General features: G+C 47.8%; 6 protein-coding genes and 2 pseudogenes. All 8 read left to right on the top strand.

Annotated features, from left to right (window positions below):
* Positions 1-8: 8 nt before the first annotated feature.
* The 8 genes and pseudogenes from AC2CGI_RS14020 to AC2CGI_RS13985 all read left to right on the top strand — a co-directional run bounded on the left by AC2CGI_RS14020 (position 9) and on the right by AC2CGI_RS13985 (position 14,340).
* Positions 9-1,007 (top strand): alkaline phosphatase, encoded by a 999-nt coding sequence (locus tag AC2CGI_RS14020; protein ID WP_273873588.1) that lies wholly within the window; start codon positions 9-11, stop codon positions 1,005-1,007.
* Positions 1,008-1,044: 37 nt separating this feature from the next.
* A complete protein-coding gene (locus tag AC2CGI_RS14015) occupies positions 1,045-4,314 on the top strand; it encodes a DUF1156 domain-containing protein (RefSeq protein ID WP_273873589.1) in 3,270 nt (1,089 codons plus the stop codon).
* Positions 4,311-4,817: a 5'-nucleotidase gene (locus AC2CGI_RS14010; protein ID WP_273873591.1), complete on the top strand. Its 507-nt coding sequence runs from the start codon at positions 4,311-4,313 to the stop codon at positions 4,815-4,817. Before AC2CGI_RS14015 ends, AC2CGI_RS14010 begins: the two co-directional genes overlap by 4 nt.
* Before the next feature lie 11 nt (positions 4,818-4,828).
* On the top strand, positions 4,829-7,552 hold the full coding sequence (locus AC2CGI_RS14005) for a DEAD/DEAH box helicase (RefSeq protein WP_273873593.1): 2,724 nt from the start codon (positions 4,829-4,831) through the stop codon (positions 7,550-7,552).
* A gap of 154 nt (positions 7,553-7,706) precedes the next feature.
* Positions 7,707-8,654, top strand: a pseudogene (locus AC2CGI_RS14000) (N-6 DNA methylase); the annotation flags it as partial.
* Positions 8,644-10,032: pseudogene (locus AC2CGI_RS13995) on the top strand (restriction endonuclease subunit S). The pseudogenes AC2CGI_RS14000 and AC2CGI_RS13995, both read left to right, overlap by 11 nt.
* Positions 10,025-11,206, top strand: a complete 1,182-nt coding sequence (locus tag AC2CGI_RS13990; RefSeq protein WP_076740890.1) for a DUF4268 domain-containing protein — start codon at positions 10,025-10,027, stop codon at positions 11,204-11,206. The pseudogene AC2CGI_RS13995 and the gene AC2CGI_RS13990 overlap by 8 nt, the downstream one beginning before the upstream one ends.
* Entirely contained in the window at positions 11,206-14,340 is a 3,135-nt protein-coding gene (locus AC2CGI_RS13985) for a type I restriction endonuclease subunit R (protein WP_076740889.1), read from the top strand. The genes AC2CGI_RS13990 and AC2CGI_RS13985 overlap by 1 nt, the downstream gene beginning before the upstream one ends.
* Positions 14,341-14,355 lie beyond the last annotated feature (15 nt).

Below are 14,355 nucleotides of genomic sequence, written 5' to 3'. Positions count from 1 at the left end.
GAAAGCATATGGATAAGTCACTGATCGCTGATATACACAGACTGCCCGCAGAGGAAGCATGGCCGAAAATTTTTTCGGCCCTCTGGCCCCTGTTTGCAGAACCGATCCGGCAGGATCTGGCGGATGCAAAAACAACCGAACGGGACCGCGCCATCAAACCATTAGATGACGTGTTGGCAGGCAGTGCCTGGGATTTGTGGGCATCGTTCGAGAGTGCTTCGCCAAAAACGGCAGATGCTCTGAAAGCATTCTGGCAACGCCAGACAACACCGAAAGCCATCCTGATTCTGGATGCACTGTCGCTCCGCGAAGCGCCCTGGATTCTCGAAAGTGCGCAGCAGCGGGGCTACACAGTTCACAGCGCCGGTGCGACCGCCTCTGAGCTACCCGGTGATACCACGCCGTTTGCTCGTGCAATGGGGTTTGGGCAGCGCACCAGATTGCAAAACAACCAGGGGAATAGTGCTGCTTTCCCTGAAGCCTTCACTGAGTCCACCGACTTGCCATGGGTGGATTGTGCATCTCTGATCAAGGCTGACCCGAATATTATTTTCTGGCATCACTGGCCTGATGAACGTATGCATCATCTGGCAGAACAGGGAGCAGGTTATCGGGTGTTGGCGAAAGAAGCCGCAGCCGTATTAACCGGCGATGAATTCTGGGCCTTCATCGACAAACTAGCCACGGGCCGTCGTCTGGTTATTACTGCCGACCATGGGTATTCAAACCCCGCGTTGTTTCCAGATGTTTACCCGGAAGACCAAAAAGCCTATCTGAAAGGGCAATTCAAGTCTGGCCGCAACAGCGAAGTGAAAGACGCAAAAGCTGAACAGCATTGGGTGCCACCATTATCTCAGGTACTGACGACGCAGCATGGCAATTGGAACATAGTACTGGGCCGCAAGAAATGGCGTTCACAAGGGGGCTACCCAAGCTTGGCTCATGGTGGACTTAGTCTGCTGGAAGTAGCGGTACCTTTCATCGAACTATCGAAACAGAATAATTAGTAGTCAGCCTAATGCTGACCTATGGATAAGTAATTTTATGGCAACTAAAAAAACGAAAGCGGAACTAACGACTGAGTTAGTCGCAGAAGCTGTTGGTGCGGGTAAAAAAGCGCAGCTTGAAACGGTTGATTTTTCTGATCCCAATCGCCCCCTAACTTGCCTTGAGGTTGATTTTCCTATTCTACCAATCAACCAGATTGCGCAAATCGAAGGCAACGCAGGTAAGCCAATATATCAAATGAGTAAGTGGTGGGCACGCCGGCGCTCCAGTGTGTTCCGCTCGATGTTGATTGCGGCTGCGACTAAGGCTCCTGAAGAGCCAGCCGAGGCAGCAAAACTGGTTTGGGATAACTATTACGCCAATCACCAGGACAACCAAGCGTTCAGAAAATTGAAAGTGGCTGACATTTTCATGGGGGGCGGTACCACACTGGTGGAAGGTGCACGGCTCGGCATGCAGATGACAGGCAACGATCTCAACCCAGTTGCCTGGCTGGTTGTCAAGAATGAATTGGCTGACGTCGATCTGGATGAAGTGAATAAACTGTTTGAGCACATTGAACGGGAAGTTAAACCCCAGATCATGCCGTTTTACGCCTGCGAAGGCCCCGATGGCGAAAAAGGAAAATGGACACAGCGTTCTACTGGCAAAGTCATGGGCGATGATTTTGATCCGCTGGCTCTAACACCTGAAGAACGCAAAGACTACGTATACGATGGCCCGGAGGTTATTTACACCTTCTGGGCTAAGCACGGGCCCTGTGCAGCTCCCGGATGTGGTCATCGCACACCAATTATGAATTCGCCATTAGTTGCTGTTAAGTCGCTTACTGTTAAAGCATGGCTTGGAACCGCCTGCACGAAGTGTGATGGGCGCTTTGATTTAGAGAGGCACCAAGCACGAATGGCGCCTGATGCGCCATTGGTGATTGATGGTGATGAAAAACCATTCAGTACCATGGATGACAAGGGGAATTTTACTTGCCCTCATTGCGGACACGTCCATAAAGATGAAATCGCAGCATTAAAAGGCGAATCTTCCCAGTTGCCCAAAAAGATTTACAAAAACAAGAAAATAGATCTTTCTCTTTTCGTTAATCCAGAATGGATGAAAGGGGCTGCCGGTAAAGACGATATTGGACAGCTCGGCGGTACTGCAAAGAGTGATGCTAATGCAACCGCACGCTGGAACAAACTAAGAGCAAACTCATTACGACTGATTGAAGTAAGAGGAAAGACAGGCGAACAATTTCTCGACCCAGAGACAGGAAACCTAATTGACGTTAAAAAAGGCAATATTCCCAAGAAATCAAATTTTGCTTGCCAAGAAGATACCTGCGGTCGCCAACAGGACGTTTTAGATAGCATCAAACTGTCTGGCTCTAACGGGCCGTTTAGTAGTTACTTACTTCATGGTTACTCCCAGAAGAGAAAAGAAGAAGGAAAACCATATGGGGGGCGTTTTTTTGCTTCTATAACGGAGCAGGTTATTGCCCGGCAAAACGCGTACTTGAAAGAATGGGAAGTAAGAAAAGACAGTGATTTGGCAGGCTATTGGCCCAAAAGTGAGCTTCCCTATGGATTCATGACCCATATGAATAATGGAGGGATACCAAATCATGGGTTTACGCATTGGCATACAATGTTTAACCCTTTGCAGCTGCTAATTCATTCGCAAATATTAAAAGCAATTGATACTGCTTATGGCTTTTCAGATACGGCGAAAGAGATTGCAATTGGGGCATTTCAGCAGTATCTGCGAAACCAAAATATGTTCTGTATATGGAATACCACCGCAGACAAAATGGAACCGATGTTCAGCAATAGTAACTACCACCCAAAGGCGACAGTGGTTGAAAATTCTGTTTTTGCGAATCTGGGGCGTGGCAACTGGGCGTCATGCAGGGCAAATACCATTTCAGGATTAGCATGGGCCAAAAGCCCATGGGAGATCGTGTCAAATGCCCATTTGGTAACCATTTCTGATGACCTAGCATCCTCAATTTCAGGTAAAAGTGAGAAGGCCCGCTTAGATGATAATGTTTTACCTGGGACAAAAGTAACGTGTGGTTCTTCAACAGAATTACAACACATAACAGACGGCGAGCTAGACCTGGTAATCACTGACCCACCATTTGGAGGCTTACTGCACTACTCCGAACTAGCCGATTTCTTTTACGTTTGGCTTAGACTGTTATTAAAGGATAAATATCCAGATTACTTTGCTGGCGAGTATACCCCTAAGACGTTAGAGGCTGTCGCTAACCGAGCTCGTAATCCTGACGATGCCGATGGATTCTACAAACGCATTCTCACGGAGTGCTGGAAAGAAGCGGGTCGAATGCTGAAGCCATCTGGAATACTGTCATTCACTTTCCATCACAGTGAAGACGAACCTTGGCTGGATGTATTGGAGAGTCTCTTCAACGCTGGTTACTACTTGGAGGCAACCTATCCGATACGTAGCGATGAGACAAAAGGACAAGGAGCTAAACCAGGTACGTTTGGGTCCCAAACGATTGAGTATGACATTATACACGTATGCAGAAAGCGGGTTGAGTCACCAAAAAAAATCTCTTGGGCTCGTTTACGTCGTCAGATCTTAGCTGATGTGCGTCAGTTACAGTCTATTTTAGAGCACCACCAGAATGGTGGTTTGCCCATGGCAGATATACAAGTTATCAAGCGCGGAAAAGCACTTGAGTATTTCTCTCGTCATTATGGACAAGTGTATGTCGAAGATGGACGAGAGTTTACCGTTAAAGAAGCACTTGTTGGGATCAACCAGATTTTAGACGATCAAATTGAAGGGGACGGGTTAGGCACGCCTGTAGTATGTGAACCTATTTCTCGTCAATTCTTGAGAATATTTTCTGGAAAATCTGAAATCCCTCGTGATCAAATGCAAAAGTATCTTAAGGGTACAGGAATTGGACCGAGTGACTTCTTGGCTCGAGGCTGGACGGAAGAAAAAAAGAAAATCTTCTACTGGGTTTCTCCACTCGAATTTGCTAGAGAAAAAATAGATAAAAAAGGCAGTTTGAGCCGCGACTTTGATCAGGCCATGTTGCTTATTGGTGCGTGTTATCCAGAAAGCGGTATCAATAGCAAGAAAATTCTGGATGAAGACTTCAAACCTCACCCCGCATTAGGGCATCTGTTGGATTGGCTTATTCACAACGGAGCCGACTTATCTATGCGCAGTGCCTGCACTTTGGCAAGGCAATTGTTTAATAGATGGGAAGCTGATCATCAGCAGGTTATGCAGGAACAAATATCATTGTTTGGTATGGAAGATGAAATATGAGCGATGTGCTGACCAACGACAAATGGAAGCGACGCGGTATCTCAGTGCTTTGGTGTGGCAAAACACTGGCTGAATTAAATGCTGCAAGTCAGGTGATCAGTCTGCGTCAGTTCATCGGCTATTACGAAGCGGGCTGGCCGGAGGATATGCCTCTGCTGAATGACGATGGCTTATACGTCGCAGGGTTGGACGTAGCCGTAGACGCTTTATCACCAGAAGATGCTCTGGAATGGCTGGAATCCGAGATTTACGAAATGATCTACGACTTTCAGAACCATGCCGATGCTGCGCTGATTTTCTGGATGCCGGATCAGGGGCGCTGGAAGGAAGATCTGACCACCAGTACCTATAACTGGTGCTTGGCTGGTAAATACGATGCGCAAATGTTCCCGTTGGGGCAATGCATCTGGAACGGCGCACAAAAGGACGTGCGCCGGATTGAATCCGATTTTGGCGGAAAAACGAACGAATGGCTGGGTTTATACCTAGAGCGGATCAGCTAATAGGGGTAACCATGACTTTTAAACCCGGTGAACGCGTCAGCCATTTTGAATTTGGCCAAGGTGTTGTTATCTCGGCAGCGGGTGGCTACGCCCGTGTCTTCTTTCCCCAGGGTGAGCGACAAGTACCCGTCAGCACCTTGGTGGCGGCACTTAGCCATAATGAGCGCGTGGTAGCTAGCATTGGCAGCCATACAGATAGTGACACGAAAGCCTGGCTCTCCTGGAAGGCGCATGAATTACCCCTTCAGGATTCAGCCAGCTCGCTGACTTCAGCCAAGATTGATTTGCTACCCCACCAGGTGGTGCTGACTCATCGGGTTGCCTGCGCGAGCCCACGTCGCTTTCTGATTGCCGATGAAGTCGGTTTGGGGAAAACCATTGAAACAGCGTTAGTGCTGCGGGAATTGGCCAGTCGTGGCGAGCTTAACCGGGCTTTAATGGTTGTGCCGGCGGGTCTGGTTAACAACTGGCACCGCGAGCTGAATGAAGTTTTCAATTTAAATTTTGAAGTATTCGGCCGCGAAGGTGATGTCAGCGACCGCCGCAGTAATGCGTTTGCTAAACATAACCTGCTGATTGCCAGCATCGACACCTTAAAGCGTCCAGCAAGAATCAAGAAAATACTAGAAGCACCCCGTTGGGATTTGATTGTTTTTGATGAAGCGCATCACTGCACGGCCTATAAGCAAGGCGGCAAAACCCGCAAGACCCAGAACTACAAATTGGCGGAAGCCTTACGTGACCACAGTAGAGATATGATTCTGCTGTCGGCCACACCACACCAGGGCGATCATTTTCGTTTCTGGAAGCTGATTGATTTACTTGACCCCACTTTGTTTTCCAGTGAAACCGAGATGGTGGAAGAACGCTACCGCCTGAATCCAATCATCTTCCGCCGCACCAAAGCCGACGCCTGTAAAGCCGATGGCTCCACGTTGTTTGCTAGGCGCTGGGTGCATACCGAAGCCTTTTCTATGTCAGATCAGGAGCGCGATTTCTATAACGCCCTGAATGAATACCTGCGCGACGGTTTTGCTTTGGCGAAGAAGCAAGGCGGCAAAGGAACGGCTCTGGGCTTTGTAATGACGATCTTCCAAAAAATTGCGGCGTCCAGCTTTGCGGCGGTGCATCGCACCTTGAGACGAAGACTGTTGGCCCTGACTGTTCATGAGGGCTTGATGCACGATGAAAACCTCGACATCGACGCCAGAGACTTTGCTTTTAATGAGGCGAAAGAACAGATTCGAGTTGAGTTCGATTTAGGTCATGACCGTCTTTCTGACCTTGAGATCGACCGTATATTGAATGACATCAAGCGTCGCCTCCTTAAAAAGATCAATGAAGAGCAGCTGGCTGCTGCATCCGATACGTTTACCGATGAGCTGGAAACAGCCGCCGCTGAAGATGCGGCCATGGATGCTGTGGCATACGCCCTGCCAGAAGAGCGATTCCGCATTAAAGAACTACTGGGGCTGTTCCCTTCAGCCCGTGAAACTAAAGTAGATAAGCTCATTGGGGCTTTGGGTGTGCTGTGGCAACAAAACCCAGAGGAACGTATTGTGATATTTGCCACCTATCTGGGTACGGTTGAAATGCTGTGCGACCAGATTGAAAAAGCGTATCCAGGCCAAGGTGTGGTTGTGCTTAAAGGTGGTGATCACGGAAGTAAACTCGCGGCAGAACGGCGCTTCAAACAGGCTAATGGCCCTCGCGTAATGATCTGTACAGCAGCCGGTCGGGAAGGTATCAACCTGCAACATGCACGGGTGCTGTTTAACTTTGACCTGCCGTGGAATCCAATGGATATGGAACAGCGCATTGGTCGTATTCACCGCTATGGACAGCGTGATACCGCACAGGTTTATAACCTTGTGTTGGGTGACACCATTGAAGGTCGCATTTTCCTGCTGCTGGATGAAAAACTGGAGGAAATTGCCAAGGCGCTCGGCAAAGTGGATGAAAAGGGCCAGGTGGAAGAAGACCTTCGATCACAGATCCTCGGCCAACTGTCTGAGCAGGTGAACTATCAGCAACTTTATTCGCAGGCACTGCAAGACCCAGAGCTTAAACGCACCCGACTGGAGCTTGAAGCGGCGATGGATAACGCCCGTCATGCAAAGGATGCGGTATTCGAACTATTCCAGGACCTAGATGGCTTCAGTTTGGATGACTACGCACCACTCTCAGATACCAGGGAATCTATAGACGATCTGATTCGGTTTATGCAGAAGGCCTCGCCATACGAAGGGGAAGTCATTGAGATTCGGGGACAAAAGCAATTGGCCCTGGTGAAAGATGGCCTCGAAAAAATGCGGTTTACCACGGATCGGAAAGAAGCGACCAATTCAGAAAAATTGCATTTGATTGGTTTGGATCATCCCGTGATTGCAGAACAGCTCGACAAATACCGCAATCTTGATCCTGAATGCCTTGGTTTCTCTTCTAGTGAGCTGAATGCTGGTGAAACCGTTTCTTTATGGGAAGTAAGGGCTGCCAACGAAAAGGGACACAATGTTCACTCCATCATGAAACTTGCTGTCGATGGCGATGGTAACCGGATACCTCATTTAGAAAAGCAAATAGACGCAGTGTTTAAACCTAAGGGAAAGATAGGCGCTCACGAAGTAGATTTGCATAAAATTGAAGCCGTCTTGGAGCGTGAACTTCATCACCGGAATATCGTGAAACCTGAGCAGTCTTTCTCTGCCAAGCTGATCTGCTTAGCGTGTGGTTGATTTGATAAAATTCGGTTTGAATGAGCTGGTGACAAAATTGAGCTTTTGTCACCAGTTAAGATGCTAACCTATGGACAATTTGGAAATCACCTGTAATGCAGAAAAATCCTTGCCTACAGCCAATGTCACCAGTAGTGAATGTTACGTGTGCAGCGGTTCCGGTGGGTTCTTCGTCTCTAGCGATCGTTTTATTGAAGAACACGCGGGTGAGAAAAATTACAACGCTGCTGAACAGAAGCGCAATATCTCCGTCTACGGCCAGGAGTCTAACCCGACCACCTGGAAACTGGCAGCGATGAACATGGCGATCCGCGGAATCGACTTTAACTTCGGTACGAAAAACGCCGATACCCTGCTGGACGATCAGCACCCGGATCTGCGCGCCGACTTCGTGATGGCTAACCCGCCGTTCAACATGAAAGAGTGGTGGAACGCAAAGCTGGAAAACGACGTGCGCTGGAAGTACGGTACACCGCCGCAGGGCAACGCCAACTTTGCGTGGATGCAGCACATGATCCATCATCTGGCGCCAAAAGGCTCAATGGCGCTGCTGTTGGCCAACGGTTCGATGAGCTCCAACACCAATAACGAAGGCGAAATCCGTCGTAACCTGATCGAAGCCGATCTGGTGGAGTGTATGGTGGCGCTGCCGGGGCAACTGTTTACCAACACCCAAATCCCGGCCTGTATCTGGTTCCTGACCAAGGACAAATCCGGCAGCAACGGTAAAGCGCACCGTAAGGGCGAAGTGCTGTTTATCGACGCCCGACAAATTGGCTATATGAAAGATCGCGTGCTGCGTGATTTCACCCGCCAAGATATCGCTAAAATTGCCAATACCTTCCACGCCTGGCAGGAAGATAAAGATTACCAGGACGAAGCCGGATTCTGCTTCTCAGCCACGCTGGAAGATATCCAGAAAAACGACTTTGTGCTAACCCCTGGGCGCTATGTGGGCTCTGCCGAGCAGGAAGAAGACAATGAGCCGTTTGCTGAAAAGATGGCACGGCTGACGGCGCAGCTTAAAACTCAGCTGGAAGAGAGTGCGAAACTGGAAGCTCAGATTAAGGCGAATCTGGGGGGGCTGGGTTATGAGTTTTGAATGGAAGAAATATACTATTGCAGATGTTTCAAAAAATGTTGTTACAGGGAAAACACCACCAGGAACTTTAGAAAAATATTTCGGTGGGGATGTACTTTTTGTTACCCCAACAGATATGGGAGATAACAAGTACATTGAGCGAACCCAAAGAACCTTATCCGATGAGGGGGAAGCTAAGCTAGCAAAACAGAGATTTGAATGTGGGATAGTTGTCTCTTGCATCGGGTGGCAAATGGGAAAATCCGCAATTGTTAAAAATGCGGCAGTTACAAACCAACAAATCAATACAATTATTCCAAACAATGAGATTATCGATACTGATTTTTTATACTATATACTTAGTGATAAAAGAACCGAGATATTCAACCTTGGAGCAACAGCGACAAGAACACCAATTTTAAAAAAATCACTGTTCGAAAAAATTGAGTTTTACGCACCAAAACTTGAACAGCAAAAAAAGATTGGCAACATTTTATCTTGTTTGGATGATAAAATAATCAACAACCGGAAAATCAATCAAACCCTCGAATAAATGGCCCAAACCCTGTTCAAAAGCTGGTTTGTCGATTTTGAACCGGTAAAAGCCAAAATCACGGTATTGGAATCGGGTGGTTCACAGGAAGAGGCGATGCTTGCTGCCATGACGGCGATTTCCGGGAAAGATGTTGATGCGCTGATGGTGTTTGAGCATGAACATCCAGAGCAATATGCTGAGTTAAAAGTTACGGCAGATTTGTTTCCGTCTGCGATGCAGGACAGTGAGCTGGGGGAGATTCCTGAGGGATGGTGTCATGGGCCCTTGAGCGACATTGCTACTTTTGCCAACGGTAAAGTCGATGTTTGCTCTCTGACGCCTGAAACGTATATTTCTACTGAAAATATGCTGGAAAATCGGGCTGGTATTTCTACAGCCTCCTCACTGCCCTCAGTAAATAGCGTTCCTGAATTTAGATGTGGACACGTTCTAATTTCCAATATTCGTCCTTATTTTAAGAAAATTTGGTTGGCTCGTTTCAAGGGAGGACGTTCGGCGGATGTACTAGCCTTTGAAGCACGAGATTCAGTCAATGTAGAATATGTTTACAACCTTCTTTATCAAGAGGTTTTCTTTAATTTCATGATGCTTACCTCTAAAGGTGTGAAAATGCCTCGTGGTGATAAAAAAGCCATAATGGACTGGCAGTGCGTACATCCTGATAAGAAAATTTCAAACGCTTTTTCAAAAGCAGTTGGTGAATATTATTCATTCATTGAAATTAACAATGCGCAGAATAAAACGTTAACCCAACTCCGTGACACCCTTCTCCCCAAACTCCTCTCCGGTGAAATCACTCTGCCGGAAGTCGAGCAGGCTATAGGTGAGGTGGAAAATGTATAAAATTGACCGCCCTAACAATACCCTTCAGTCATTGCTCGAAGTTTCTTTTAGCAGCCTCGGCTTTCGTGAGCGCGATCATTTGCAAGAATGGTTGGCAAAAAATCCGCAGGCGCTGACCAAGAAAGATGACAAAGAAGACGAACTGCTGATTATCCAGAAAGAGTTTGCAGGTTTCGACGATACCAAAGAGAGACTCGACCTGCTGGCTCTTGATAAAAAAGGCAATCTGGTGATCATCGAGAACAAGCTTGATGATTCTGGGCGCGACGTGGTGTGGCAAGCACTGAAATATGCCGGATACTGCGCTAATCTGCGTCAGGAAAGCGTGGTTGAAATCTTTCAGATGTATCTCGATCTTTATGATCCGAATGAAAAACGTCAAGCGGCTGATGTCATTGCGGAGTTTATGGGATGGGAAAGCCTGAAAGAAGGGGTGCTCAACCGTAAAGGTACCCAGCGCGTCATCATGGTAGCAGCCAATTTCCGCAAAGAGGTCACCAATACCGCACTGTGGTTGATGCAATTTGGTATTAGGGCGCAGTGCTTCAAGGTGACACCCTACCGTTTCGGCGATGATGTTTTTGTCGATATTCGCCAGGTGATCCCAACGCCGGAAGCAGAATCGTACATGATCGGCATGGCACAAAAAGAGGCGGAAGAACAATCTACTTCCAGCAGCAGTGAGCTGCAACAGCGACATTATCTGCGCCGCGAATTCTGGGCAATGGCACTGGAAAAATTCCGTACCAGCCCATGCTCATTGTTTAACAACAGAGCACCATCCACCGACCACTGGCTTGCAGCTGGCTCCGGGTTAAGTGGAGTGCCTTTTGAACTAATTTTTTCGCAAAAAGATGCTCGTGTGCAGCTTAATATTTCCCGCGGAGATGCGCTTGAAAACACCTGGCTTTTTGAACGTCTGAAGGAACGCAAAACGCATATTGAATCGCTATTTGGTGAACCACTCGACTGGCGACTGCTACCAGAGAGGAAAAGCTGTCAGATTGTCTGCTCAAAAATATTTGATGGCGGGAATAAAGCACTCTGGCCCACTATTATTGACTGGATGACGGATGGCATGAACCGCCTAGAAAAAGCGATCCGCCCGAGCTTATTAGAACTGGCGATTGAGCTTAAGCAAACAGGGTTAATTACCGAGGGAGAGGAAGAGTAATGCTGAGTGAAGACGATTTAGAACAGCAAAGCCTGCAGTGGTTTGCTGAACTGGGTTGGGAGGTGTTACATGGCCCGGATATCGCGCCCGACGGTGATAATCCGCTGCGTGCTTCGTTCCACGATGTGTTTTTGCGCCCGTTATTGCTGGAACAGCTGCAAAAAATTAATCCGCATCTCCCGGTTGCCGTTCTGGATGAGGTGATATTGCGTATCGCCCATGCACAAAGCCCAGACCTAATCGTCAGTAACAAAGCCTTCCATCACCTGCTGCTCGACGGCGTGCCGGTACAGTTCAAGCAGGACGATAACGTTATCCACGATAAAGCACTGTTGATGGATTTTAACCATCCGAAGAATAATCGCTTTACGGTGGTCAATCAGGTAGCCATCCAGGGAACGAAGCAGGTGCGTCGCCCGGATGTCATCTGCTATATCAACGGTCTGCCAATAGCAGTTATCGAACTAAAAAGTCCCGTTGATGCCAATGCCGATATCTGGGCGGCATTTAATCAGTTACAGACCTATAAAAACGAACTCAGCGATTTGTTTATCTGCAACGAAGCGCTGGTAGTCAGCGACGGCTATAACGCCCGCATTGGTTCCCTTACCGCGAACGAAGAACGTTTCCTGCCATGGAAAACGCTGACCAATGAAGATGACAAGCCGCTGTTTGAGTGGCAACTTGAAACGGTAGTTAAAGGATTCTTTAACCGTGAATTGCTACTCGACTATATTCGCTACTTCATCCTGTTTGAAAACGACGGTAAACGACTGATTAAAAAGATTGCCGCTTATCATCAATTCCATGCCGTGCGAGAAGCGGTGGCAGCGACAATTGTGGCCTCTACCGGCAAACACTTGCCGCTACGCAGCAACATCACGCCAGGCAGTAAAAAAGCGGGCGTAGTTTGGCATACTCAAGGTTCTGGAAAGAGTATTTCAATGTGCTGCTATGCCGGGAAGCTGCTGCAACAGGCAGAAATGAACAACCCGACCATCGTGGTAGTGACCGACCGTAACGATCTCGACGGACAACTTTATGCCACGTTCTGCCAGGCGCAAGATTTGCTTAAGCAGGAACCGTTGCAGGCGAACGACCGCGACCAACTCCGCGAGATGCTCAATGCCCGTGAATCAGGCGGAATTATTTTTACCACCGTACAAAAATTTGCCCCGCTGGACGGCGAAAAAACTCACCCAGCGCTCAATCTACGCAGCAATATCGTCGTCATTTCCGATGAGGCGCACCGCAGTCAATATGGCCTTAATGCCACGTTGGATCGCGAAACAGGCGCTTATAAGTACGGTTACGCCCAACATATGCGCGATGCATTACCCAATGCATCGTTTATGGGCTTTACCGGAACACCTGTATCTTCAGAAGATAAAGATACTCGCGCGGTATTTGGTGATTACGTCTCTATCTACGATATTCAGGATGCGGTGGAAGATGGCGCAACCGTGCCTATCTACTATGAATCACGTCTGGCAAAACTCGACCTTAACCACGAAGAGCTGGAAACGCTCTCTGAGCAAGTTGATGAGCTGGTCGAAGACGAAGAGACCGATCAGAAAGAGAAAACTAAAGGCGACTGGAGCCGCCTAGAAAAACTTGTAGGTTCTGAACCGCGTATCAATCAGGTGGCTGCCGATCTGGTTCAGCATTTTGAGGCCCGTAATGCCACAATGAATGGCAAAGCGATGATTGTTGCCATGAGCCGTGAAATCTGCGTGAAACTGTATAATTCATTGGTCACCTTACGTCCTGAATGGCACAGCGATGATGTTGAGAAGGGTGAAATCAAAATCATCATGACCGGCTCAGCCTCCGATAATAAATTCCTGCAGCCGCACATCTACAATAAGCAGACCAAAAAACGCCTTGAAGCGCGCTTTAAAGATCTCAACGATCCGCTAAAACTGGTGATTGTGCGCGATATGTGGCTTACCGGGTTTGATGCCCCCTGCTGCCATACCATGTATATCGACAAGCCAATGCGCGGACATAACCTAATGCAGGCCATTGCACGCGTTAACCGAGTCTTTAAAGACAAACCTGGCGGGTTGGTGGTCGATTACATCGGGATTGCTAACGAGCTGAAGCAAGCTTTGAAAACCTATACCGATTCAAAAGGTAAGGGGCAGACCACTATCGATGCTCATGAAGCTTTCGCTATTCTGCTTGAAAAGCTGGATGTGATTCACGGCATGTTTGCCAAAACACCAACCGCTGCCGGGTTTGATTACACTGGTTTTGAAGAAGTACCCCAACGGTTTTTACTCAAAGCTGCAGATTACGTGCTGGGCCTCGATGATGGTAAAAAACGCTTTTTTGATGTCGTACTGGCAATGAACAAAGCCTGGTCACTGTGCAGTACGCTGGATGAAGCCAAACCATTGCAAAAAGAGGTAGCGTTTCTGTCAGCGGTGAAAGTAGCGATTATCAAGCTGACGACAACCGACAAGAAATTCAGCCAGTCAGAGAAAAACACGCTGCTCGGTAAAATCCTTGATAACGCTATTATTGCGACAGGGGTGGATGATGTGTTTGCACTGGCGGGGTTGGGAAAACCCAATATCGGCTTACTTTCAGAAGAGTTTCTAGAAGAAGTGCGTGAAATGCCTCAGCGTAATCTGGCCGTTGAATTGCTGGAGAAGTTGTTGAACGACGGCATTCATGCTCGTACAAAAAATAACGTAGTACAGGAGAAAAAGTATTCAGATCGCCTTAGGGCCGTATTGCTTAAGTACAATAACCGCGCAATAGAAACTGCACAGGTAATTGAAGAGCTTATACAGATGGCTAAAGAGTTCCAAGAAGCCATGGCACGCGACGATGCTCTAGGTCTCAATCCGGATGAGATCGCGTTCTACGATGCATTAGCAGAAAACGAAAGTGCTGTGCGTGAACTAGGTGACGACACGCTCAAAAAACTGGCAATTGAAGTTACCTTGAAACTGCGACAGTCCACTACGGTAGACTGGCAAGTACGAGAAAGTGTGCGTGCCAGACTGCGTATTTTGGTAAGACAAACACTGCGTAAATATAAATATCCTCCGGATAAAACCGCAGGCGCCGTTGAGCTTATTTTGAAACAAGCCGAGGTTGTTTCGTATAATTGGACCAGCTAATAAATACAAAGGGAG

This window comes from Serratia sp. LSHTC3 (genome assembly GCF_057197125.1).
The sequence above is the reverse complement of the archived record's forward strand: the minus strand, read 5'-3'. Positions and strand labels throughout refer to the sequence as shown.

Excerpts from the sequence above, each read along its gene's own strand:
- AC2CGI_RS14020 (WP_273873588.1), top strand. The coding sequence starts at position 9 with ATGGATAAGTCACTGATCGCTGATATACACAGACTGCCCGCAGAGGAA.
- AC2CGI_RS14015 (WP_273873589.1), top strand. The coding sequence starts at position 1,045 with ATGGCAACTAAAAAAACGAAAGCGGAACTAACGACTGAGTTAGTCGCA.
- AC2CGI_RS14010 (WP_273873591.1), top strand. The coding sequence starts at position 4,311 with ATGAGCGATGTGCTGACCAACGACAAATGGAAGCGACGCGGTATCTCA.
- AC2CGI_RS14005 (WP_273873593.1), top strand. The coding sequence starts at position 4,829 with ATGACTTTTAAACCCGGTGAACGCGTCAGCCATTTTGAATTTGGCCAA.
- AC2CGI_RS13990 (WP_076740890.1), top strand. The coding sequence starts at position 10,025 with ATGTATAAAATTGACCGCCCTAACAATACCCTTCAGTCATTGCTCGAA.
- AC2CGI_RS13985 (WP_076740889.1), top strand. The coding sequence starts at position 11,206 with ATGCTGAGTGAAGACGATTTAGAACAGCAAAGCCTGCAGTGGTTTGCT.